The sequence below is a fragment of the Streptomyces sp. 8N616 genome, assembly GCF_052246385.1.
GTDB lineage: Bacteria > Actinomycetota > Actinomycetes > Streptomycetales > Streptomycetaceae > Streptomyces.
This window is the reverse complement of the sequence record NZ_JBQQBY010000037.1, coordinates 65,691-89,091: the sequence shown is the minus strand read 5'-3', so window position 1 is coordinate 89,091 and position 23,401 is coordinate 65,691. Positions and strand designations below refer to the sequence as shown.

Here is a 23,401-nt window from a genome sequence, read left to right as displayed (position 1 = left end):
CACCCAGGCCCTCCTCCGCCTCGCCCGCCACCGCATCAGCGTGCTGTTCGCCATGCTCCGCGACGGCACCTTCTACGAACCCAGAACCCCACGCCTCGCTTGACCACAGACATAGAGGCACCCCCCCGGGCTGCCTTCCCTTTCGTCTCCGTTTCCAGTGACGGGAGCTCCTCCAGACCATGGGCCAGTGCCCGCACGGCCAGGGGCCAAGGCCTGTACCTGGACCTCCAGGAGGCCCAGTCGTTCATGCACGCACGGGGCGACGTGTGCCGGGATGCCCACGCCATCACACGGAGGCTCAAGTCCCCTACTGCCCCTCACTCTTACTCAAGGGCGCGCCTGCGGCGCGCCGGCCGGGCATGCGGCGTGCCCGCCGGTCCCGCCGGTCCCGCCCCGGTGTACCGGAGCCATGACAGCAACCCTCTCCTCATGCCAGGGCTGGATTCTGTTCGGCGGATCATGTCCGAAGCCATAGCCGGGTGGAACTTCAGCACCCTGAATCAACCGCCAGTAGCTGCGAATTGCAGGCGCCGGGCCAATTTCCCGTCGACGAGTTGGGACTTCATGAAGTGAATTCTCATCAGGTGTGCTCCAGTTCATCATCATTGAGGCATTACCCCGTCACCGGACAGCGGCAAGACCTTCACCTTCGGTGCTGAGAATCATCGGCGGCCCGACGCAGAGACTAAAAGGCGTACCACCGGGCCTCGTCCATACGCTCTCTCCCACCTTCTTGGAGACGCTTATGCGCACATTGCGCGGGACATGGATGGCCGCGATCGTCGCGACCCTGGCTGCCGTGGCAGTCCTGCCCACGTCGGCCCAGGCCGACGACGACGGGGGGCTGCCGGGGGTGGCGGCCTCCACGGAGACCCCGGCCCTGTACGGCGACGACGCCGGCGGCAACGCCGACGCCGACGACCCGGCGATCTGGCGCAACGCTGCCAACCCGGACGCGAGCTTGGTGATCGGCACTGCCAAGGAAGGCGGCCTGCGGGTGTACGACCTGGCCGGGAAGGAGGTGCAGTCGATACCGGCGCCGCCCGCCCCCACCCCCGATGACAAACCGGGCCGATTCAACAACGTGGACCTGGTCTCCGGATTTCCCCTGCCGACAGGCCGCGCCGACGTCGCCGTCGTCACCGACCGCGGCCGGGACCACCTGCGCATCTACCGCGTCGACCCCAGCGGCGACCAGCCGCTGAAAGACATCACCGCCCCGGATGCCCCTCTGGTCTTCTCCAAGACCCAGGAGGAGGTCAACCAGCAGACCACCCCCTACGGCCTGGCCACCTGGACGGACAAGGCCACCGGCCGCTCCTACGCCGTGGCCAGCCAGCGCAGCCGCACCCGCCTGGCCCTGCTGGAACTGAGGGCCACCTCCACCGGCACGGTCACCTACCAGCAGGTACGCACCTACGACCTGCCGTCCTCCTTCACCCTTCCCAACGGCCAGTCCTGGACCCCCTGCCTCGACCCCGGTGACCTCCCGCAGGTCGAGGGCATGGTCGTGGACCCGGCGAACAACGTCCTCTACGCCGGCCAGGAGGACGTCGGCATCTGGCGGATGCCCGCCACCCTCGGCAGCACACCGAAGCTGATCGACAAGGTGCGGGAGTACGGCGTCCCCGCGACGTACGACGAAGCGACCGAGGAGTGCACCCCGGGCACGGACCCCGGCTATGGGGGTAAGCACCTGTCCGCCGACGTGGAGGGCCTGACCATCCTTGACCAGGGCTCCGGCTCCGGCTACCTGCTCGCCTCCAGCCAGGGCGACAACACCTTCGCGGCGTACGACCGTGAGGTGGACGAGGGCAACGCCTACGAGAGCGGCTTCCGGATCACCACCGGTACCGTCGACGGCTCCGAGGAGTGCGATGGCGCGGCCGTGCTGAACGCCCCGCTGGGCTCCCGCTACCCGAACGGTCTGCTGATGGTCCAGGACGGGCACAACACCCCGGACGAGACAGGCGCGGACGGGGAGCCACGGGACAACACGAACTTCAAGTTCGTCGATCTGGGCAAGCTCACCAACGCCATGGACGGGGACGGCTGACCCACTACTCCGGTACCGAGACGGCCCACGCCCGGCCGGAGCACCCATTGACCACCGCGCCCGCCTCCGCCACCACGGCGGAGGCGGGCGCGCCGCTGCGGAGAACTGCCGGACTGACTGCCGCGGGTGGGCTCGCCTGGACACCCCGCCGTGGGAAGACCTGGGCGCGCCACCCCAGGGTGTCCGAGCTCCCGTCGGCGCTTGACTGCGGTAGGCCTGGTTGTGTCCAGCGATCATGTGGCTCCCTCAGGTTCGGGGCGTTGTGGCTGGGGTCGACAGCCAGAAGCCATCTGGCAAATGGGCGGCTGGAGCCACGTGGCTCCAGCCGCCCTTTGCCGGGTTTTCCGGCCGCTTAGCTCTCCCGCAGGACCTCACGTAGTCGGGTGGCGAAGGCGTCGGGTTCCTCGACGAAGCCGGTGTGGCCGCCGGGAAACGTCGTGGGCTCGATGCCGAGTGCCGAGGCGAGGGCTCGGGAGATCCGGTCGCAGAGCTGCCCCGCGGAGTCGTTGCCGATGCCGACCACGACGCGGACGGTTGCCGAGCCCAGGGCGGCGATGTCCGGCTGCCAGTGCGTGGTGGCGCGCATCTCGTGGGCGAACCAGCGGCGCTCGTCCGCGACCTGCTGCGGATCGCGCTCTCCGCCGAACATCTGCTCCATCACCGGCTCGGGCAGCGCGATATTGGCCTGGGCGAAGAACTTCTTCCAGGCCCCCATCACATCGCCGGCGAGATAAGTGGCGATGAGGTCTTCGGTCCCCGCACGAAGCTGGTCGCGGTCCTCCAGCATCTCGGTCAGCGGGGGCTCGTGGGCGACGACGGTGTGGACCTGCTCGGGGCGGGCCTCGGCGAGGGCCAGCGCGCTGACGGCGCCGCCGCTGGATCCCAGGACGACGGCTGGGCCCGCGTCGAGATGGGTGATGAGCCGGGACAGGTCATCGGCACGCAGCTGCGGGGTGGAGTCCTGGCCGGGGTCGTCAAGGCGGCTGCGGTTGATACCCCGCGGGTCGGTGGTCAGCACGGTGTGGTCGGCGGCGAGCAGGCCGGCCAGCGGCGCGAAGGCCGCGGCGTCCATCGGAGCGCCGCACAGCACGACGAGGGGGCCCTGGCCGCGCACCTCGTAGTGCAAGCGCGCGCCGGGCACCTCGAGGGTCCGGTCAGTGCCGGTGTCGGTTGAGGTGTCGATCATTAGTTTCTCCTGCGCGGTGTCGTGATCTTTGGTCGATCACTTGGACTCCCGCGGGGAGGCAGACTCATCGCTCGTGGGTGAGATTTCTGCATGAGTGCCTGTCAGGGATGCGGTAGAGGCGTCGCTCCCGCCTGGACAGGGGGCCGGGCGGGAGCGGTGTGTCCCCCATGTTCGGCACGGGGAGGAACGGCCTTCCGGACGGGAAGGTCCGACGCCAGTGGCGCCTGGTCTCCCATTTGATGGGCGCCGGGGTTGCAATTGCATGGAGAACCGGGAAGTTCTCGCCGAAAGCGTCAACGCCTGCGTGATCCGCGGAGGGTCGGGGAGTACCGTGCGTCTCTTCGCCCCGCATGTCATTGTTCCGTAATCTCATGATCACGTGGCGTGTTCGCATGCTGCGCGTCCATACTGGCTCCTGGCTTCTTGACGGCGCGTCGGCACCGCCTCCAAGAGCCTTCCGGGCATTGATGCTGGACAGCCTCTACGAGATCAAGGCGTCCGGCGAGGAGACCAATGGCGCGATGACCGTCATGGAGATGACCATCCCCGAGGGGATGGGCCCCCCGCCCCACATTCATCCTGGAACCGAGACCATCTACGTGGTGGAAGGGACGCTGCGCCTTCATATCGGCGACGAGGTGTTCGACGGAGGTCCCGGATCGCTTTTCCACATCCCCGAGGGGACATTGGAGCGGTTTCAGCCCACGAGCACGGTGCGCCTCGTGGTCATCTACACGCCGGGGCCTGGACAAATTCTTCGCCGAGGCTGGTGAACCGGCCCAGCGCCACGAACTGCCCCCGAAGTCGGACACCCCGCCGGACATCGACCGCTTCATCGAGATCGCCAAGCGGCACGGCGTTGACATGAGGCCCATGCCTGCGAGCTAGAGGCTGTCCGATGGGTCCTGGGTGACTCGTCGGACACGTCCTAGAACATGAGGTTCGCGATCACGCAATCACCGACGGGGAGGGCTACGCGGCGCCGCTCGGCGCCAGCAGGCGCTCGACGAGCCAGACCAGGCCGACGATGCCGACAACAATGGTCGCGCCGACGTGGGCGCCAGTCGACCAGGAGTACCGGCGCGCCAGCAGGAGCAGCGGGAACACCAGCAGAACAATCGCGAGCTGTCCCAGCTCGATGCCAAGGTTGAAGCTGACCAGCGAGAGGAGCAACCGTCCACCGAAGTCGTCGGTGAAGCTCAGCGCCCCGGCGAAGCCCAGCCCGTGTAGCAGGCCGAAGCCGAACACGACGAGGGCGCGGTGCCGCGACTCGCCGCGCGCGATGTTCTCCACCGCGACGTACACAATGGACAAGGCGATCAGCGGTTCGACGATCTCGGCCGGAACCTCGACCCACCCCAGCACGGCCAGGGCGAGCGTGACGCTGTGCGCCACGGTGAAGCTGGTCGCGAGACGGACAACGCTGCGCCATCCCTGCGCGCCGAGCAGCAGGAGCACCAGGAAGAGCACGTGGTCGATGCCGAGCAGGATGTGTTCCAGCCCCATGGACACGAACCGGCCCATCGACGACAAGAAGCCCGTCTCGCCGGCCCGCGATGCGCGTTGGCCGGCGTCGCTCTGGCCGACCCGCAGTTCACGATGGCCAGCGTCGAAGACGTCACTCCCGCCGGAACCGCCGAGTTCGTAGTCGACCATGTTGGTGTGCTCGGCGCCGATGGCGTCCGCCTCGGAGAACACCCCGTAGCGCACGGTGAATTCGCCGCTCGCCGAGCCCGGACAACGATGGATCAGGAGCAGGCGGGCATAGAGGAACTTCTGCCGCTTCGTGATCCCCGTGTCTTTGAGTTCGGCGACACAGGGGACGCCGTCGAGGGCGACGGTCAGGCGGTCGGCCAGGTATGACGCAAGCTGTGCGCGGTGAGACTCGAGAAATGCATCGCGCTCGGCGTCCTTCGCTCCACGCGGGAGCCTACCGAGGCCAGCGGCCTTCGTGAGCGTGTCGTAGTCCAGCTCCAGCTTGTAGCGCACCAGTGACCCGTCCTGGCGGATCGTGGACGTGCCGTCCGTCGTCGGGACATGCGCCGAGGCCACCGAACCTGTCAGCGACATCAGGAGCGCGGCGAGAACCGTGACCCCCAGCGCGACCAGAAGCGCGCGGATCATTCGGCCGGGGGTACCTCGAAAGCCTTGCCGCGGAGCCCAGAGCGTCATGCTGAGGAACAAAGCTGCCCGAGGAGGGGACCGCGTAGCTCGCTCATTTCCCTGCCGCGACGCCCTGTTGAATTCTTGGCGGTCCGCGCCGGGGACCGGCGCCCGGGTCGGCCGGCCCGGTGGTGGATCACGTCGGCGAACTCTCCGCAGGCCTTCTGCTCGGGGATGAGCGCCAGGGCCTCGGCGAGCTGCGCATGGTGAGCCGGGGCAAAGCCCGCCTCGAACGGCAGCACGAAGCCAGGAAGACCTCCGAGATCGGTATCCACCCCCGGCTACCGGCCGCCTGAGCGTCCCCTCGTGCGCTGCGAGTGTCGTTGTGGGACTCGTGTGCCAGCACGGAACCCGCTGTTCCGGTAAGCGCGAACGCGCCGGTCGCGGCGGCAGGGATCGCCCGCCGAACGCACAGAAATGAAACCGTGATTTCCCTCCCTGTCAGACGCGCTCAGCCTGCTGCTGTTCCTGCCGGCCTGCGTGCGGCGCCGGCGCGGGCGCTCGATGAGCACCGGAGCCTGACGCGTCATCATTCCGGTCATGACCGTCGCGTGGGACCGGATAGACCACCGTCGATCGTTCAACTGTCGGCCATCGTGTGACCCGTATCTCATCACTGGGTCGTCTGCCTGTGCCCCTACCTTCCGTGAAGCCCCCCACGACATCAGAAAGCGGAGGGCTTTCGCATGTTCAGACACCGAGCGGTCAAAGCGGGGGCGGCGTTCACCGCCGTCAGCGCAACGATCCTCACGGTCTTCTCCCTGTCCACGTTCACCCCGACGGCTTCGGCAGCCACCACGACCCTCAACCCGGTCGCGGACACCTACGTGCAGGACAGCACCCCGTCGACGAACTACGGCACCTCGTCGCAGTTCACGGTGGACAACTCGCCGGTGCGCCACTCGTTCCTGAAGTTCACCGTCAGCGGCCTCACCGACGCCGTCTCCAGCGCCAAGCTGCGGATCCGCGTCACCAGCAGCGGCAACAGCAGCAACGGCGGCACCTGGAAGTCGATGACCGACACCACCTGGTCGGAGACCGGCGTCACCTGGAACAACAAGCCGATCATCGGCGGCGCCACTGTCGCATCGCTCGGCTCGGTGGCCAACGACCAGTGGGTCGAGATCGACGTGACCTCGGTGGTGACCGGCAACGGCACGTTCAGCTTCGGCGGCACCTCCACCAGCTCCAACGGCGCGTACTACGACTCCCGCGAGTCCGGCGCCGACGCCCCGCAGCTGGTGATCAACACCGGCACCGCCCCGTCACCCACACCCACGCCCACGAGCAGCACTCCGCCGCCCTCCGGTGACCCGGTGCTGGTGGGCGCCGGTGACATCGCCAACTGCGGCACGGCGGGCGACGAGGCCACCGCCAACCTGCTGGACGGCATCACCGGCACCGTCATGGCCATCGGTGACACCGCCTACCCGGACGGCACGTCCTCCGACTACACGAACTGCTACCAGCCGTCCTGGGGCAGGCACAAGGCCCGCACCCGGCCGGCCACCGGCAACCACGAGTACCACACCTCAGGTGCGTCGGGGTACTTCAACTACTTCGGCGCTTCGGCGGGAGACCCGACCAAGGGCTACTACTCGTTCGACCTGGGCAACTGGCACGTCGTATCGCTCAACTCCAACTGCTCGATCGTGTCCTGCTCGGCCGGCTCGGCGCAGGAGCAGTGGCTGCGCAACGACCTGGCGGCCAGTACCAAGCCGTGCACCGTCGCCTACTGGCATCACCCGCGCTACACCTCCGGCTCCAGCCACGGCCCGAACACCTCGGTGAAGCCGCTGTACCAGGCGCTGTATGACAACAACGCCGAGGCGATCGTGACCGGGCACAACCACAACTACGAGCGGTTCGCCCCGATGGACGCCAACGGCGCCCTGGACACCACCCGCGGTATCCGGCAGTTCGTCGCCGGCATGGGCGGCACCGGCCTGGGCGGCTTCGGCACCATCCAGCCCAACAGCGAAGTCCGCAACAGCAGCACCTGGGGCGTGCTGAAGCTGACCCTGCACCCCAACAGCTACGACTGGCAGTTCGTCCCCCAGGCGGGCAAGACCTTCACCGACAGCGGCACCAACAGCTGTCACTGACCGGCACTCCAGTGGTGGGTGCCCTCCCAGCCAGGGAGGGCACCCACCCCGCCGCCGCTGAGTTCCCCAGTCCGGTCGCTGCCCCGAAAGGTCCGCCCGCATGTATCTGTCCTCGATCGGCCGGCCCGTGGCCGACGACCCGCACACCGCAGACCGCTCCCGCCGACGCGGGCTCACGGTCGTCGGCGGCAACGTGTTCGCGCTCGGCACGGTCAGCCTGCTGACCGACATCTCCGCCGAAATGGTCACCGCAATCCTGCCGGTGTACCTGGTCTTCGGGCTCTCGATGAGTCCTCTGGCCTACGGCATGATCGACGGGATCTACACCGGCGCCACGGCGCTGCTGCGGCTCGTCGGCGGGTACGTCGCGGATCGGGTCCGCAAACCCAAAGCGGTGGCGGGCGTCGGATACGCGATGTCGGCGCTGGCCAAGCTCGGGCTGCTCGCGGTCGGCCGCTCGGCCGGCTCCATCGGGCTGGTCATCGCCGTCGACCGGGCGGGCAAAGGTCTCCGTACCGCGCCGCGGGACGCTCTGATCACCCTGTCGGCCCCGCCGCAGGCACTGGGGCGCGCGTTCGGCGTGCACCGGGCGATGGACAGTTTCGGCGCGTTCCTGGGGCCGCTGGTCGCGCTGGCCGTGCTGGCGGCCGCGGGCCAGGCCTTCGACGCCGTCCTGGTCACCAGCTTCTGCATCGCCGCGCTCGGCGTGCTGATTCTCGTGCTCTTCGTCCGGGACCGGCACGATGAACGCCCACCCACCGCCGTGGTCTCCCACCGGGAGGCCCTGACACTGCTGCGGGCCGCGCCGGTGCGCCGGCTGCTCATCGCGGCGTGTCTGCTCGGCTTCGCCGTCATCGGCGACGGTTTCGTCTACCTGCTCCTCCAACGCCGAGAGGAGATCTCACTCGGCTGGTTCCCCCTGCTCGCGGTCGGCACCAGCCTGGCCTATCTCCTGCTGGCGATCCCCATCGGGGCGCTGGCCGACCGGATCGGCCGGGTGCCCATCGTGCTCGGCGGCTACACCACGCTGGTCGTCGTCTACCTGCTCCTGTTCGGCCCACTGCACGGCTGGCCACTCCTGGCACTGGTGCTGCTCCTCTACGGCTTCTTCTACGCAGCGACCGACGGCGTACTGATGGCGCTGGCAGGTCCGGTGCTGCCCGAACATCTGCGCACCACCGGCATCGCGCTGATCCAGACCGGACAGGCCCTCGCCTACCTCGCCTCCTCAGTCCTGTTCGGACTCGCATGGCAGCTGTGGGGCCCGGTCACCGCCAGCCGGTGCGCCGCCGCCGTTGCGGTGCTGGCCGTTGTGGCCACGGCATTCCTGCTGATCAACCAATCCACCACCACTACCGACACCGAGGTGACCGCATGAGCGAGCAGTCCACGATCGACACCGAGACGCCGCAGCTGATCCCAGCACCCGCACGGCGCCGGTTCGGGCGCACGGCTCGCATCGCCACCACGGTGGCCGCCACCATCGCACTCGCCGGCGTCGCGATCGGCTACGTCCGGCTCAGCTCATCGGCCAAGGCCCCCGACGCGCCCGCCACAGCCCAGACGGTGTCGCTGGCGCCGGGCCCGCGGCTACTGACCCTGATGAGCACCGGGCAGGTGACCACGGTCGACAGGGACAACCCGGGCGGCACCCGCGCGGTGTCGAAGACCAAGTGCGATCGCATCTACGCCGCCGCGGGTACCGTCGCCTGCCTCTACGCCGACGGGATACTCGGCACCGTGACGATGCGCGTCCTCGATGCGGACCTCAAGGAGCGCAAAGCCATCCCGGTCAGCGGCATCCCCAACCGGGTCCGCGTCTCGACCAGCGGCCGCATGGTCTCCTGGACCGCCTTCGTCGGCGGCGACAGCTACGCCACCCTCGACTTCTCCACCCGCACCGGGATCTACGACACCAAGACGGGAACCCTGTTCAAGACACTGGAAACCTTCGCCGTCACCAAGGACGGCAAGCCATATCAGTCGGTCGACGTCAACTACTGGGGAGTGACCTTCACCGACGACGACAACACCTTCTACGCAACCATGTACACCAAGGGTCACCGCTACCTGGTCCAAGGTGACTTCGCCGCGCGAACCGTCCGCACCCTGCGCGACCACGTCGAATGCCCCTCGCTCTCGCCCGACGGGACCAGGATCGCGTTCAAAGCACCGATCAACGGCGACTCGACCCGGGGCTGGCGGCTCTCCGTGCTCGACCTCGCCACCAACCGAGTCACCCGCACGGCCGAAACCCGCAGCGTGGACGACCAAGCGGCCTGGCTGGACAACTCCACCCTCGCCTACGCCCAGCAACACGACGACGGCACCAAAGACCTCTGGACCGTACTCGCCGACGGCTCCGGCAAACCAAAGCTGCTGCTGCGCGACGCCCACTCCCCCGCCGCGCTCGGCTGATCACACCCGATGGGGGAAACCAGAAACCAAGGGCCTGCCACACCAATGGCAGGCTGGGGCTGCGATCCCCACGCGGAGACCGCGTGGCTGCGATCCCCACGCGGAGACCGCCTGATCGCGGAATGGCCGCGCGATCGCGGAATGGCCGCGCGATCGCGGAATGGCCGCGCGATCGCGGAGAACTGCAGGTTATCGCCCGCTCTCCCGGTGTCGGTCGCGGCCCGCTGCGGCCGATCGACGCGGGCGAGCACCTCCATCCCGTCACGGTAGGAGACCGGCAGCTCCTCCACCGTCGTCCCGGGAGTGCGGGTGCGGCACGAGCAACACCCCGATCGGCAAGGCGGGCACCGCCGGCGCGACGGCATCTGCGCCCCCCTCGGGCTCAGCCAACACCTCGTCGATCGCCTCCCGAGTGATGATCAACCGGTTCAACACCTCCTCGGCGGCGCCCAATTCCCCGGCCATCCGGGCGGCCTCCTCGCGCAGCCGCTCCACCCGCGCGGGCGGCGTCCTCCCGTTCCTGAAGCCGCTGCAGCAGACCTGCCATCGCGATCCTCCCCGACAGACACGGCCCGAGGAGGTCCCCCGACTGACGGCCGCGCTGGTCCACGCCGATCCCGCCCCCGTTCCCGGCGTCGCCAAGCCGCACGCCGAGCTGGCCCACCACGCTGCCTGACGGGCAGTGAGACGAGGATCGGGGCTCCGGCCCCCCTCAGGAAGCAGGGGCAATGATCTAATCGATCTTCACCGTCTTGGTTTCGGTGGCCTGGTCGATCTCCGACGTGCGCACCGTGACAGCGACTTCCCACTCGCCGGCCGTAGGGAGCTGGAGGTCTCCGCTCTCTCAATAACCACCAGCATTCTTGATCTTCGTGTCCAGCGGGCCGATGTTCTTTGCGGTGCTGGTGAATGTGATCCGCATCTCGGGCACGGTCACGATGCCGTCGTCCGGTCCGAAGACGACTGCCTGGGGTTCGTTCCGACCGGTACGGCCCGGGCTGACATTGATCTCCACCTTCCCCCTGCCGGTACCGTTGGGTGCGCCGGTGTCGAAAGGAACCGTGAACGACACGAGGCCGAAGCTCCCGGCCGGGGGTGGGGCCGGGGCCCCGGATACCGATGCGGCCGCATTCTGCTTCGCAGTGCGCCCCGGCTCGGTGCTGGTGAGCGAGACAGTGAGCGCCAGCACTGCAACGGCGATGAGGGTCTCGACGGCTACCGAGCGGCGCAGACGACGTCGCAGCGACGGGCTCCCCTCCTCCTGTGTGGCTTCGGAAACGGTGGATGAGTTGCCACCGTCAGAAAGGCCCGCCCCCCACGCAGCACCTGACGCCCCGTCCATCCTGCTGATGGGCGACGAAGCGGATGCGGCGACTGGTTCCCCCGCGCGCTCGAGCCACGGTGTCCGCGTCGAGGCTCCCCGCGGCGGGCGCCCGGTACATCACGGTGAGCATGGCGGCCAGGCCGCCCAGCCACACAGCCATGGCGAGCAGATGCAATGCGTCCACCGGCAGCGCCGGCGCCACCTGGATGCCCGTCGAGGCGTGACCGGCCGCTGACGAACGCCTCGCCGATGGGGTGGCGTTCGGCGGAAGTGGCTTTCCATGACACCGTGAAGGTGCCCTGGGGCAGGCGCGTTTCGAGTTTCCACGTGGGCGGTGGCGCGGTTGTCTCCGACGTGCCCGGTCGCCCCCTCGACGCGGGTCATCTGCCGGGCTGCTCCGCGGTTCGGCGGGTGATTCTCTTCGGTGCCGCAGGCACACCTGCCGTGAGGGAGCGGTCCGCAGGAGGGATGCGGAACCGGCTACCGGCCCTGCACGCTGGCTGCGGTTCGAGCGTTCGACGAGACGACGCGGTCTTGAGTACGGGACGGGTCCAGGCTCTGTTCAGGTGCGTCGGCACCGCGCGCTGTACCTGCTCACGCCGAGACGGTAGGCCACGACCCTCGCGCAGGAGCGGGCGCACCTGCGTTCCGGCGCCTGGCACCGTCGTCCTGGCCGATGTGGCTGGCCCCGTGGTGCGCCCCAACACGTTTGGTCTCGGCGGGGCGTGACTCCTCCAGCCTGGCATGGACCCTCAACGTACAGGTGGGAGGTGTCCCGCTGTCTGGCGACGGTCGGCGGACGAAGGCCCCCGATATCGTCGCCGCGACGCACACGGGGAAGACCTGCGGACAATGCGGGCGTTCGGCCGGAGCGCCTGTAGGGACCCTGGGGATGCCTCATGATGGAGCGGCCATGCCGTGGACGCCCTCCTCCCCCCGAGCTGCACGCCGGGTCGACTGCTGGTCGGCCGCCGACGCGCGGATCTGCGTTGCCCGGGCGTCGGTGTTCACGATGGTCAGCACCGTCCTCGCCGTGGCCGGACACCACCTGGTGTCCGGTGGACCGGTGCCATGGCCGGGCACGCTGCTGGCGGCGGGGCTGCTCTACTCATTCGGCGCCGCGGTCGCCCCAGCTTTCCAGTCCTTGCCAGCAGTGGCCCTGGCGACCATCGGCGCCCAGGCGGGCCTGCATGTGGTGCTGGCGCAGCTCGGTGACCGGGCGGTTCCTGCACACGTCACAGGTCAATCGTCCGCTGGACATGTCAATCACGTCGGTCACGGGCCAGTGCATCAGGCTTCACTCCACGCCCACGAGGCGTGGCACGCCGGGCACCACGGCACGTGGATGGTGGCTGCTCACACCGCCGCGGCGCTGATCGTGGGCTGGTGTCTGCACCGTGCGGATGCCGCTTGCCATGGGGTGGCCCGCCTGGCGGGTACGGCTCGCCAGGCCATCGCGGCCGTCGTGATCAGGATCTTGCGGCGACTGATGCCGACACGGCCGGTCGGCCGCCGCCCCCTGCGGCCGGCCTGGGTGCGAGGGCGGCCGACTCGTCATGAAGTCGTAGCACTGGCGTACACGGTGGTGCGCCGAGGTCCCCCTGCGGCGGGGTTCGACCTCACCGCATGACCCGGGCCGGGGCGTAGCACCTGCCCGGGAACCACCTCACGACCATGGGAGTTTCCTTGTCCCGCACCACCCGTGCGCACTCTGCGCGCCGTCTCGCCGCTATCACCGCTGTCGCTCTGTCGGCAACCGTCGCTCTCGCCGCCCCCGCCTTCGCGCACGTGGAGGTGTCCGCGAAGGACGCGCGCGCCCTGGCCGAGGACGTCACGCTGACCTTCGTGGCCGAGTCGGAGTCCAGCAGCGCAGGCATCACCAAGCTGCAGGCCTTCCTCCCCGAGGGCATCACCCCCGACGACGTCACGTACGGCGAGGGGCCCAAGGGCTGGAAGCTGACCCGCGACGACGACAGCTACACCGTCTCCGGTCCGGCCGTCGCCAAGGGCGAGGACGCCGAATACACCGTCACGATCCGGCAGCTGCCGAAGGCGAAGTCCCTGGCCTTCAAGACCCTGCAGAGTTACAGCGACGGGCGGGTGGACCGCTGGATCGAGCTGGAGAAGTCCAGCGGCCACGGGCACGGCAACTCCGCACCCATCCTCGAACTGAAGCCCGCGGCACCGGACGCCAAACCCGCCGACCGGAGCCCCACCGCAAAGACGCCCTCCCCGGCTCCGAGCGAAACGGAGACATCGGCCTCGAACGCCGACGATGCCGCTCAAGGCGCGAACGCGGCAGAGAAGAAGGACGACGGGTCGCCCGCCGCGCTTCCGGTGGCCATCGGAGCTGTCCTGCTCGCTCTGATCGGCGGCCTGTGGTGGTGGAAGAGCCGTAAGGCCGTAGGCGGGTCCTGATCGCGCGGCTGCCCCGCGGCCGCGGTGTGGCGGCCGCGGGGCAGCCGACGCACTCAGAACTGGCTGATGAGCCAGGTTCCTCCGGCGAAGGCGGTGATGGCCACGGCCAGCACGGCCACGGCGAGCACGACGCGACGGACCGAAGGACTCATGGCGACCATCCTCTTGCATGCCGGGCACGCCGAGGGCTGAATATCGCGGTCTCCAGTACACCCGCCAGTGAACCGTTCCGGGTTCGGTAGAGGGTGCTGATCCTGGAAGGATGCGGCCATGCCTGCCAGCGGAAGTACCCACCGGAGCTGATCGAGCGAGCGGTGCGGATGGTCGCCGAGAAGCAACGCGAGACCCAGGGGCGGCCGGGGATCATCCGGGAGGTCGGCGACCTGCTGGGGATCCATCCCCAGGCCCTGCGGCACTGGGTGAAGAAGGACGAAGCCCGGAGAGACCCGCAGGCCGCGGCCGCCTGCCGGGAGTCCGAGCGGATCCGGCAACTGGAGAAAGAGAACGCCGAACTACGGCGCGCGAACGACATCCTCAAGGCCGCCGCCGCTTTTTTCGCAGCCGGACTCGACCCCCGACCGCCGCGCTGATCCGCTTCATCGACACCCATCGCGACCGCTTCGGCGTGGAGCCGATCTGCCGCACGTTGGCGTGGGCCGGCACCCCGGTTGCGGCCCCGACGTACTACGCGTCCAAGCGCCGCCCGCCCTCGGCCCGATCCCTGCGCGACGCCGAACTGGCCGCCGAGATCCGGCGATCCACGAGACCAACTACGGGGTCTATGGAGCCCGCAAGGTCTGGCACCAGCTCCAGCGCGAGGGGATGAAGTCCTGACGCAGTGGCGCGCGAAGCAGAACCAGTCGCGCGAGGAGTGGTCCGGAGCAGAAGCCTGGATCGAGTCCGACCGCGTCTTCACCCACGAGACCGCGATGCTCTCCACCCGGACTGGGTGAGCCGACGCTTCAAGCGCCTGTGGAGCTGTCCGGCCTGCCCCCGGTCCGCCTCCACGACCTTCGGCACATCTCGGCCAGCCTGTCCCTGCTCGAAGGCAACGACATCAAGGTGGTCCAGGAGCGGCTGGGATACAGCTCACGCCAGATCACCTCGGACACCTACACCAGCGTCCTGCCCCAGCTCGCACGCCGTGAAGCCGAGTCCATCACGTCCGCGAACCCCGCGACGTCTCCTACGACGTGCGCCAGCCGCTCGACATCCCGAGCCAGGCGTTCCGCGACGACGTAGTCGTCCTCAACGCCCATGGCGCCCGCTACAGCGGCGGACGCTGGGTCATCGGGGCGAAGACCCGGCACGACGGGGACCTGCTCGGCGAGCCCAGAACCGCCGGCGGCCCGGAGCACGCAACCAACGCTGCGACGAAGTGGATACGGGACCACTGCGCGAGCGAAGGCCTCGAGGTCTTCCGGGTGGACAACCTCAACGACCAATACCCGGAAGACGAGCGGCCGCAGTTCACGCTCATCCGCTTCTTCGTCGACCGCGCGATGGGCACGGCCCCCGAAGGATGGAGTCCCCAGCCGCCTGCCGCGGGTGACACCGAGGGACAAGATCAGAAAGCGCGCGGGGAGGCCGCGTAGGGCCTCCGTGACGCGACCGGGACCCTCCGGGCCCCTGTAGGGCCCCTGGATCTTGGTTCGGGGCTACAGTGAGGGCCCTCGGCGATGCGCCGAAGGCCCTCACTTCTGCGTTTATGCAGGTCAGAACGTTTTTGCGAGCGGGCGCCGGGGTGGGGCGGGTGGGACTCGAACCCACGACCGACGGATTATGAGTCCGCTGCTCTAACCGGCTGAGCTACCGCCCCGTATCGGCGCGCCGCGCACATCTGTGCGCGCCGTCTGCCGCAGCATAGCTGCTCATAGGATCTGCCGCCCGTGTGGGCTGCGGTCACCCGGACTGGAGGACATCGATCACGGTGCCCGCGGTTCCCGGGTCCGTGAAGCCATGAAAAAAGGCCCCCCGGGCGGGGGCCTTCATCCTGTGCTCCCCCGACTGGACTCGAACCAGTAACCTGCCGGTTAACAGCCGGCTGCTCTGCCAATTGAGCTACAGGGGACTGCTCCGCTCGGATCCGCCCAGCTGTTTCTCCGCGGGCGTTCCCTCGCTGCGAGCAATACATTAGCGCATGCCAGGGGGTGCCCCGAAATCCGTATTCGCATCGGTGCCCGCCCGGCGGGGCATGCGCTCTGTACGCGTCGAGTGAAGGGTGGAAGCCATGCGGTACCGGCTCACGTTCATCACCGGTCTGGCTGTCGGTTACGTGCTGGGGGCGCACGCGGGGCGGGAGCGGTACGAGCAGCTGCTCAAGTCCGCGCGGCAGGTCGCCCAGAACCCGGCGGTCCGTAACGCCGCGGAGGCCGCGGCGACAAATGGGCGCCGCGTCGCGTCGAGGGCGGTGGAATCGGTCAGCGCCAGAGTGGGCGACCGCCTCCCGAGCTCGGTCACGGACCGCGTCCGCTCACTGCGCGACCAGCGCGCACCGGAAGAGGACGACTGGGGCACCACCAACACGTAACGCCACGGCCCGGCCGGCTCCGCACCTGCGGCGGACCGGCCGGTTCCAGGCCTCTGACCGGGCCTGTCCGCCCTGCCTGCCCATGTGATCACTGTCACGTCGGGGCGCCCGCCGAGCGGGCGCGGGGCCGTATAACGCCGTACAACAAGGGCAGCATCCGGCCACGCGGAGCGGCGGTCCGACATACCGTCTGCCGTGCCGGTCGCAGAGTGCGAGCGGTACGGCATCATCTGTCCGCATGGGGATAGTCGCCGGTCTGGACAGCTCGTCCGAGTACACACGCATCGTCGTCTGCGACACCGACACCGGTGCCGTGCTCAGGCAGGGGTACGCCCCGCACCCCACCGACGGTGAGGGGGACGCCACCAGCGGCGGCGGGAAGAAGCGGACCGAGATCGATCCGCAGGCGTGGCTGATGTCGCTCGGTGAGGCGGCGACCGGTGGGGTGCTCGAGGGCGTGCAGGCCATCGGGGTGTCCGCCCAGCAGCACGGCCTTGTGCCGCTCGACACCGACGGCTCCCTCGTACGGCCCGCACTGCTCGGCAACGACAAGCGGGCGCAGTCCGCGGCCGCCGATCTGATCGACGCGCTGGGCGGGCGTACGGCATGGGCCGAGGCCGTGGGGGCCGTGCCGACGGCCGCGCAGCCCGTGGCCAAGCTGCGCTGGCTGGCGCGGAGCGAGCCCGACTCGGCCCGGCGCACCGCCGCCGTGCTGCAGCCGCACGACTGGCTGGTGTGGCAGCTGCTGGGGCGGCCCGCGCGGCAGACCACCGACCGGGGTGGCGCCTCGGCCACCGGCTACTGGTCGGCGGCCACCGGCGCGTACCGCCCGGATCTCGTCGAGCTGGCGCTCGGCCGCTCCGTGGCCCTGCCGGATGTGCTCGGCCCCGCCGAGCCCGCGGGCACGACGCCCGAGGGGCTGCTGATCTCCGCCGGTACGGGCGAGACGATGGCCGCGTCCTTCGGGCTCGGGGTCGGTCTCGGCGACGCGGTGGTCTCGCTCGGCGCCTCCGGGTCGATCTTCGCCGTGCACCAGGAGGCCCTGGCGGACTCGACGGGGACGATCACCTCCTTCGCCGACGCGACCGGCATGCACCTGCCCGTCGTGCACACGCTGAACGCGGTGCGCGTGCTGCGCGGGACCGCCGAGCTGCTCGGCACGGACCTGGACGGGCTGTCCGCGCTCGCGCTCAAGTCGACGCCCGGCTCGCACGGCCTGGTGCTGCTCCCCTACCTCGAGGGCGAGCGGACCCCGTACCTGCCGCACACCGCCGGGACCCTCGCGGGCCTGCGGCGGGAGAGCATGAAGCCGGAGCACCTGGCGCGGGCGGCGTTCGAGGGCATGCTGTGCGGTCTGGCGGACGCGCTGGACGTGCTGCGCGCCCGCGGGGTCGCCGTCCAGCGGGTGTTCCTCCTCGGTGCGGCCGCCGAGCTGCCGGCCGTGCAGGCCATGGCGCCCGCGCTCTTCGGGGCGCAGGTGGTCTTCCCGCAGGCCGCCGACTACGCGGCGCTGGGCGCGGCCCGGCAGGCGGCCTGGGCCCTCGGCGTTGCGGAGGGCAGGTTGTCACCGCAGCAGCCTCCGCTCTGGCAAGGGCCCTCGGCGCAGGTCTTCGAGCCGGGTTCGGCGGATCCCACGGACGATCCGGGCGACGGGCTCGCGGTGGGACAGGCCGTACGGCAGCAGTTCGCGGCGGTGCGCGAGGAGACCCACCCGGGCTCCTTCGCCAGGTCCGGATAACGACCCCGGGCCGGAGGCGGACGGCGCCTCACGGGCCCGTCCCACAGGCCCGCCCCGGAGCGTTCGCCCACTGGCGGATAACGTAGGGCAGACGGGGGCGCAGAGCGCGGATTGCAACGAAACTCATTTGACCTCAACCGAAGTTGAGGCAGCAAGGTTGTCCCCCTGGAGCGCAGTGCACAGGCACCGACCGAAGGGAGACTCCTTGTGCTGATCCGACTCCTGCGGACGCACCTCGGGCCGTACAGACGCCCCATAGCCTGGCTCGTTCTGCTGCAGCTCGTGCAGACGACCGCCACCCTCTACCTGCCGACCCTCAACGCCGACATCATCGATAACGGTGTCGTACAGGGCGATACGGGCTACATCCTGCAGTTCGGCGGCATCATGATCGCCGTCAGCCTGCTTCAGGTGGTCGGCAACGTCGGAGCCGTCTACTTCGGAGCGCGCACCGCCTCGGCTCTGGGAAGGGACGTGCGGGCGGCCGTCTTCGACCGGGTGCAGAGCTTCTCGGCCCGCGAGGTGGGGACCTTCGGGGCGCCCTCGCTGATCACCCGGACCACCAATGACGTCCAGCAGGTGCAGATGCTGGTGCTCATGGCGTTCACGCTGATGGTCTCGGCGCCGATCATGTGCGTGGGCGGGATCATCATGGCGCTCGGGCAGGATGTGCAGCTGTCCGCCGTACTGCTGGCGGTCGTGCCGGTGCTGGGTGTGGCCGTGAGCCTGATCATCCGGAAAATGCGGCCGCTGTTCCGCACCATGCAGGTGCGCCTCGACACGGTCAACCGGGTGCTGCGCGAACAGATCACCGGCAACCGCGTGATCCGGGCCTTCGTGCGCGACACGTACGAGCAGGAGCGATTCGGCAGGGCCAACACCGAACTCACCGATGTGTCGCTGTCCACCGGGCGACTGATGGCGCTGATGTTCCCGACGGTGATGACGGTGGTGAACCTCTCCAGCGTTGCCGTGGTCTGGTTCGGTGCGCACCGGATCGACGGCGGTGGGATGCAGATCGGCGCGCTGACCGCGTTCCTCGCCTATCTGATGCAGATCGTGATGGCCGTGATGATGGCCACCTTCATGTTCATGATGGTGCCGCGGGCCGAGGTGTGCGCCGAGCGCATCGAGGAGGTGCTGGACACCGAGTCGAGCGTGGTGCCGCCCACCGAGCCGGTGACCCGCCTCGCGCGCCACGGCCATCTCGCCGTACGCGGTGCGGACTTCCGCTACCCGGGCGCGGAGGCGCCGGTGCTGCACGGCGTCGATCTGGTCGCGCGGCCCGGCGAGACCACGGCGGTCATCGGGTCGACGGGCAGCGGCAAGTCGACGCTGCTGGGGCTCGTACCGCGGCTGTTCGACGCAACGGGCGGTCAGGTGCTGGTCGACGGCGAGGACGTACGGACGCTGGACCCCGTACTGCTGGCGAGGACCGTGGGGCTTGTGCCGCAGAAGCCGTATCTCTTCTCCGGGACGGTCGCGACGAACCTGCGGTACGGGCGGCCCGACGCGACGGACGAGGAGCTGTGGCACGCGCTGGAGGTGGCGCAGGCGAAGGACTTCGTGTCCCGGCTGGAGGGCGGGCTGAACGCGCCCATCGCGCAGGGCGGCACGAACGTCTCCGGCGGGCAGCGGCAGCGACTGGCGATCGCGCGGACTCTGGTGCAGCGCCCGGAGATCTATCTCTTCGACGATTCCTTCTCCGCGCTGGACTACGCGACGGACGCGGCCCTGCGGGCGGCGCTGGCGCGCGAGACGGCGGAGGCGACCGTGGTGATCGTGGCCCAGCGGGTGTCCACGATCCGCGACGCCGACCGGATCGTGGTCCTCGACGAGGGCCGGGTCGTCGGCACCGGGCATCACCACGAACTGATGGACGGCAACCAGACCTACCGGGAGATCGTGCTCTCCCAGTTGACGGAGGCAGAGGCGGCATGAGCGGCGGGGGACCGATGGCGCGCATGATGGGCGGGGGTCCCGCTCAGCGCTCGATGGACTTCAAGGGGTCGGGCAAACGGCTGCTGCGGCAGTTCAGGCCGGAGCGGGTCACGCTGTACGCGATGCTGGCGGCCGGGGTGGGCAGCGTCGCGCTCTCGGTGGCCGGGCCGAAGATCCTCGGCGACGCCACCGACCTGGTCTTCGCGGGGATCGTCGGGGAGCGGATGCCGGACGGGCTCACCAAGGAGCAGGCGCTCCAGGGCATGCGGGACCGGGGCGACGAAGGAGTCGCCGACATGCTCTCGGGGACGGACTTCACGCCGGGGCAGGGCATCGACTTCGGTGCGGTGGGCGGCGTCCTGCTGTCCGCGCTCGCCATCTTCCTGGTCGCCGGGGTGCTGATGCTGGTCGCCACCCGGCTGTCCAACCGGGCCATCAACCGCACTGTGTTCCGGATGCGCGAGCAGGTGCAGGCGAAGCTGTCGCGGCTGCCGCTGTCGTACTTCGACCGGCAGAAGCGGGGTGAGGTGCTCAGCCGGGCCACCAACGACATCGACAACATCGGCCAGACGCTGCAGCAGACGATGGGACAGCTCATCAACTCCCTGCTGACGATCGTGGGCGTGCTGGTGATGATGTTCTGGATCTCGCCGCTGCTGGCGCTGGTCGCGCTGGTGACCGTACCGCTGTCGGCCTTCGTGGCGACCCGGGCGGGCAAGCGGGCGCAGCCGGAGTTCGTGCAGCAGTGGAGGTCCACCGGCAAGCTGAACGCGCACATCGAGGAGATGTACACCGGGCACACCCTGGTGAAGGTCTTCGGGCGGCAGGAGGAGTCGGCTCGGGCCTTCGCCGAACAGAACGACGCCCTCTTCAAGGCCGGTTTCAAGGCGCAGTTCATCAGCGGGAGCATGCAGCCGCTGATGATGTTCGTCAGCAACCTCAACTACGTCCTGGTGGCGGTCGTCGGCGGGCTGCGGGTCGCCTCGGGTGCGCTGTCCATCGGTGACGTGCAGGCCTTCATCCAGTACTCCCGGCAGTTCTCCATGCCGCTGACGCAGGTCGCCTCGATGGCGAACCTCGTGCAGTCGGGCGTGGCGTCCGCCGAGCGGGTCTTCGAGCTGCTGGACGCGGACGAGCAGTCGCCCGAACCGGCCTCCTCGCAGCGGCCGTTGGAGGCACGCGGCAAGGTCGCGCTGGAGGAGGTGTCCTTCCGTTACGAGCCGGACAAGCCGCTCATCGAGGACCTGTCGCTGACGGTCGAGCCGGGCCAGACGGTCGCCATCGTCGGCCCGACCGGTGCCGGCAAGACCACGCTCGTCAATCTGCTGATGCGGTTCTACGAGGTGAGCGGCGGCCGGATCACCCTCGACGGGGTGGACGCAGCGGCGATGTCGCGGGAGGAACTGCGCTCCGGGATCGGCATGGTGCTCCAGGACACCTGGCTGTTCGGCGGCACGATCGCGGAGAACATCGCGTACGGGAGCGAGAAGGCGACGCGCGAGCAGATCGAGGAGTCGGCGCGGGCCGCGCACGCCGACCGCTTCATCCGCACCCTGCCCGACGGCTACGACACGGTGATCGACGACGAGGGTACGGGCGTCAGCGCGGGCGAGAAGCAGCTGATCACCATCGCCCGTGCCTTCCTCTCCGACCCGGTGATCCTGGTGCTCGACGAGGCGACCAGCTCGGTGGACACCCGCACCGAGGTGCTGATCCAGCGGGCCATGGCGAACCTCAGCCACGGCAGGACCAGCTTCGTCATCGCCCACCGGCTGTCCACGATCCGCGACGCCGACGTGATCCTGGTGATGGAGAACGGGTCGATCGTGGAGCAGGGCACACACGCGGAGCTGCTGGCGGCGGACGGCGCCTACGCCAGGCTGTACGCGGCCCAGTTCGCGCAGGCGGTGGCGGAGGTCGACTGACCCCGCACCGCCCTTGACCTGCGTGGATGCAAGTTGGCGTGGAGCGGAGCGGGAGGACTGCCATGGGGGTCCCCCGGGGGAAGGCGCTCGATGCTACGCACACCGGAGTGCGCCGACTCGATGCGGGAGGCGACCCACTCGAAATGGTCGGCGGGGCCCTGTCGGTCCCGGCTCAGTCGAGGTAGCCGCGCAGCTGCTCCGCGAAGGCGTGGTCGCGGAGCTTGTTGAGGGTCTTGGACTCGATCTGGCGGATCCGCTCGCGGGTCACGCCGAAGATGCGGCCGATCTCCTCGAGCGTGCGTGGCCGCCCGTCGGCCAGCCCGTACCGCAGCTGCACGACCTTGCGTTCGCGCTCGCCGAGCGTGGAGAGCACGGCCTCCAAGTGCTCGCGCAGCAGCAGGAATGCGGCGGACTCGACGGGTGAGGTGGCGTCGCCGTCCTCGATGAGATCGCCGAGGGCGACGTCCTCCTCCTCGCCGACGGGGGCGTGCAGCGACACTGGTTCCTGGGCCAGCCGCAGCACCTCGCTGACCCGCTCCTCGGAGAGGTCGAGGTGAGCGGCGACCTCTTCGGGACTGGGCTCGTAGCCGCGCTCCTGGAGCATCCGGCGCTGCACCCGCACGACCCGGTTGATCAGTTCGACGACGTGGACGGGCACGCGGATCGTACGTGCCTGGTCGGCGAGGGCTCGGGACATGGCCTGGCGGATCCACCAGGTGGCATAGGTGGAGAACTTGAAGCCGCGGGCGTAGTCGAACTTCTCGACGGCTCTGATCAGGCCGAGGTTGCCCTCCTGGACGAGGTCGAGCATGGTCAGGCCGCGGCCGATGTAGCGCTTGGCGACCGACACGACCAGGCGGAGGTTGGCCTCGATGAGGCGGCGCTTGGCCATCCGGCCGAGGACGACCAGCTTGTCGAGGTCGACGGCGAGCTGGGAGTCGAGGTCGGGGGTGTTGCTGAGCTTCTCCTCGGCGAAGAGCCCGGCCTCGACGCGGCAGGCGAGTTCGACCTCTTCGGCCGCGGAGAGCAGCGGGATCCGGCCGATTTCGCGGAGGTACTGGCGGAACAGGTCGGAGGACGGCCCGCCGGTGTCGATGCGCGGCGGCAGCACGGGGGCTATCTCCTCGACGAGGATCTCGGCGGCTATCCCGGCGACTTCGGGCGCCGGCGGGGGCGCGCCGCCGGACTCCGGACGGCGGGGGACGAGGGTCTGCGGCGGCACCGTGGTGAGCGCGCCGTTCAGGGGCTGGGTCTGGGTCTGCACGGGGGCGACCTCCAGGGTGAGCGCTGCCGGATCGGGGGCATGCGGCAGCGGAACGGTTGCGGCCGGGCCGCCGTCCGTCCCGTACGTCTGATGCGGATCCGCAGGGGCTTCCGGTCCCGACCGACCGGGCCCGCCGCGCTCCGATGACTCAGGCACCGCTCACCAGTGTGGAGTACGACACATGCCCGCCACGAGAGGTCTGCGTCCACTTTCTGAGAGGAATGTGACCCGGCGCGTCCGGGCGACTACAGCAACTCGCATGGGATCAGGGGGCGGTGGGCCACGGCGGTCGGACGGCGGGCGGCCCCGGGGGCGGGCTGCGGGCGGGCTGCG

General features: G+C 69.5%; 20 protein-coding genes, 2 tRNA genes and 1 pseudogene. 15 read left to right on the top strand and 8 right to left on the bottom strand.

All coding sequences use genetic code 11. The annotated features are described in order from the left end of the window. Positions 1 to 745 precede the first annotated feature (745 nt). Entirely contained in the window at positions 746 to 2,056 is a 1,311-nt protein-coding gene (locus ACTWQC_RS28545; protein ID WP_443318705.1) for a phytase, read from the top strand. Positions 2,057 to 2,408: 352 nt separating this feature from the next. Here ACTWQC_RS28545 and ACTWQC_RS28540 read toward each other — a convergent pair whose 3' ends face one another. After that, positions 2,409 to 3,242, bottom strand: a complete 834-nt coding sequence (locus ACTWQC_RS28540; protein ID WP_443318704.1) for an alpha/beta fold hydrolase — start codon at positions 3,240 to 3,242, stop codon at positions 2,409 to 2,411. Positions 3,243 to 3,613: 371 nt separating this feature from the next. Here ACTWQC_RS28540 and ACTWQC_RS28535 point away from each other — a divergent pair, with 371 nt between their 5' ends. Then, complete coding sequence (locus ACTWQC_RS28535) at positions 3,614 to 4,015, top strand: cupin domain-containing protein (RefSeq protein ID WP_443318703.1); 402 nt, start codon at positions 3,614 to 3,616, stop codon at positions 4,013 to 4,015. Between the two features lie 199 nt (positions 4,016 to 4,214). Here the strand turns inward: ACTWQC_RS28535 and ACTWQC_RS28530 are convergent, their stop codons facing one another. After that, on the bottom strand, positions 4,215 to 5,366 hold the full coding sequence (locus ACTWQC_RS28530) for a HupE/UreJ family protein (protein ID WP_443318702.1): 1,152 nt from the start codon (positions 5,364 to 5,366) through the stop codon (positions 4,215 to 4,217). Positions 5,367 to 5,533: 167 nt separating this feature from the next. Between ACTWQC_RS28530 and ACTWQC_RS28525 the strand changes: the two genes are divergently transcribed. From ACTWQC_RS28525 to ACTWQC_RS28505, 5 genes are all read left to right on the top strand, one after another. Beyond that, positions 5,534 to 5,701 carry a hypothetical protein gene (locus ACTWQC_RS28525; RefSeq protein WP_443318701.1) on the top strand — a complete coding sequence of 56 codons (168 nt, stop codon included), beginning with the start codon at positions 5,534 to 5,536 and terminating at the stop codon, positions 5,699 to 5,701. Between the two features lie 390 nt (positions 5,702 to 6,091). Beyond that, positions 6,092 to 7,510 (top strand): CBM96 family carbohydrate-binding protein, encoded by a 1,419-nt coding sequence (locus tag ACTWQC_RS28520; RefSeq protein ID WP_443318700.1) that lies wholly within the window; start codon positions 6,092 to 6,094, stop codon positions 7,508 to 7,510. Positions 7,511 to 7,610: 100 nt separating this feature from the next. After that, entirely contained in the window at positions 7,611 to 8,888 is a 1,278-nt protein-coding gene (locus tag ACTWQC_RS28515; RefSeq protein WP_443318699.1) for an MFS transporter, read from the top strand. Further along, positions 8,885 to 9,928, top strand: a complete 1,044-nt coding sequence (locus ACTWQC_RS28510; RefSeq protein WP_443318698.1) for a hypothetical protein — start codon at positions 8,885 to 8,887, stop codon at positions 9,926 to 9,928. The genes ACTWQC_RS28515 and ACTWQC_RS28510 overlap by 4 nt, the downstream gene beginning before the upstream one ends. A 415-nt stretch (positions 9,929 to 10,343) precedes the next feature. Further along, positions 10,344 to 10,604: a hypothetical protein gene (locus tag ACTWQC_RS28505; protein ID WP_443318708.1), complete on the top strand. Its 261-nt coding sequence runs from the start codon at positions 10,344 to 10,346 to the stop codon at positions 10,602 to 10,604. Between the two features lie 168 nt (positions 10,605 to 10,772). Here the strand turns inward: ACTWQC_RS28505 and ACTWQC_RS28500 are convergent, their stop codons facing one another. From ACTWQC_RS28500 to ACTWQC_RS28490, 3 genes and pseudogenes are all read right to left on the bottom strand, one after another. Further along, complete coding sequence (locus ACTWQC_RS28500; protein ID WP_443318697.1) at positions 10,773 to 11,270, bottom strand: hypothetical protein; 498 nt, start codon at positions 11,268 to 11,270, stop codon at positions 10,773 to 10,775. Between the two features lie 85 nt (positions 11,271 to 11,355). Beyond that, positions 11,356 to 11,481, bottom strand: a pseudogene (locus ACTWQC_RS28495) (copper resistance D family protein); the annotation flags it as partial. 879 nt (positions 11,482 to 12,360) lie between these two features. Then, a complete protein-coding gene (locus ACTWQC_RS28490; RefSeq protein ID WP_443318696.1) occupies positions 12,361 to 12,531 on the bottom strand; it encodes a hypothetical protein in 171 nt (56 codons plus the stop codon). Between the two features lie 407 nt (positions 12,532 to 12,938). Between ACTWQC_RS28490 and ACTWQC_RS28485 the strand changes: the two genes are divergently transcribed. From ACTWQC_RS28485 to ACTWQC_RS28470, 4 genes are all read left to right on the top strand, one after another. Then, a complete protein-coding gene (locus tag ACTWQC_RS28485; RefSeq protein WP_443318695.1) occupies positions 12,939 to 13,670 on the top strand; it encodes a DUF1775 domain-containing protein in 732 nt (243 codons plus the stop codon). A 245-nt stretch (positions 13,671 to 13,915) separates the two neighbouring features. Continuing rightward, complete coding sequence (locus ACTWQC_RS28480) at positions 13,916 to 14,260, top strand: transposase (protein ID WP_443318694.1); 345 nt, start codon at positions 13,916 to 13,918, stop codon at positions 14,258 to 14,260. 382 nt (positions 14,261 to 14,642) lie between these two features. Then, complete coding sequence (locus ACTWQC_RS28475) at positions 14,643 to 14,912, top strand: tyrosine-type recombinase/integrase (RefSeq protein ID WP_443318693.1); 270 nt, start codon at positions 14,643 to 14,645, stop codon at positions 14,910 to 14,912. After that, the gene (locus ACTWQC_RS28470; RefSeq protein ID WP_443318692.1) at positions 14,864 to 15,265 is read left to right on the top strand and encodes a hypothetical protein; all 402 of its coding nucleotides are present in this window, start codon (positions 14,864 to 14,866) and stop codon (positions 15,263 to 15,265) included. The genes ACTWQC_RS28475 and ACTWQC_RS28470 overlap by 49 nt, the downstream gene beginning before the upstream one ends. Positions 15,266 to 15,415: 150 nt before the next feature. Here ACTWQC_RS28470 and ACTWQC_RS28465 read toward each other — a convergent pair. Both ACTWQC_RS28465 and ACTWQC_RS28460 read right to left on the bottom strand, forming a co-directional pair. Then, a tRNA-Ile gene (locus tag ACTWQC_RS28465) sits at positions 15,416 to 15,489 on the bottom strand. A 179-nt stretch (positions 15,490 to 15,668) separates the two neighbouring features. Further along, positions 15,669 to 15,741, bottom strand: a tRNA-Asn gene (locus ACTWQC_RS28460). Positions 15,742 to 15,900: 159 nt separating this feature from the next. Between ACTWQC_RS28460 and ACTWQC_RS28455 the strand changes: the two genes are divergently transcribed. The 4 genes from ACTWQC_RS28455 (at position 15,901) to ACTWQC_RS28440 (ending at position 21,804) form a co-directional block, all read left to right on the top strand. After that, positions 15,901 to 16,200: a YtxH domain-containing protein gene (locus tag ACTWQC_RS28455; protein WP_443318691.1), complete on the top strand. Its 300-nt coding sequence runs from the start codon at positions 15,901 to 15,903 to the stop codon at positions 16,198 to 16,200. A 238-nt stretch (positions 16,201 to 16,438) separates the two neighbouring features. Further along, a complete protein-coding gene (locus ACTWQC_RS28450) occupies positions 16,439 to 17,938 on the top strand; it encodes an FGGY family carbohydrate kinase (protein WP_443318690.1) in 1,500 nt (499 codons plus the stop codon). Between the two features lie 207 nt (positions 17,939 to 18,145). Further along, complete coding sequence (locus ACTWQC_RS28445) at positions 18,146 to 19,879, top strand: ABC transporter ATP-binding protein (protein WP_443318689.1); 1,734 nt, start codon at positions 18,146 to 18,148, stop codon at positions 19,877 to 19,879. Beyond that, positions 19,876 to 21,804 carry an ABC transporter ATP-binding protein gene (locus ACTWQC_RS28440; RefSeq protein WP_443318688.1) on the top strand — a complete coding sequence of 643 codons (1,929 nt, stop codon included), beginning with the start codon at positions 19,876 to 19,878 and terminating at the stop codon, positions 21,802 to 21,804. The genes ACTWQC_RS28445 and ACTWQC_RS28440 overlap by 4 nt, the downstream gene beginning before the upstream one ends. A 172-nt stretch (positions 21,805 to 21,976) precedes the next feature. Here ACTWQC_RS28440 and ACTWQC_RS28435 read toward each other — a convergent pair whose 3' ends face one another. Continuing rightward, complete coding sequence (locus ACTWQC_RS28435; RefSeq protein ID WP_443318687.1) at positions 21,977 to 23,224, bottom strand: RNA polymerase sigma factor; 1,248 nt, start codon at positions 23,222 to 23,224, stop codon at positions 21,977 to 21,979. Positions 23,225 to 23,401 lie beyond the last annotated feature (177 nt).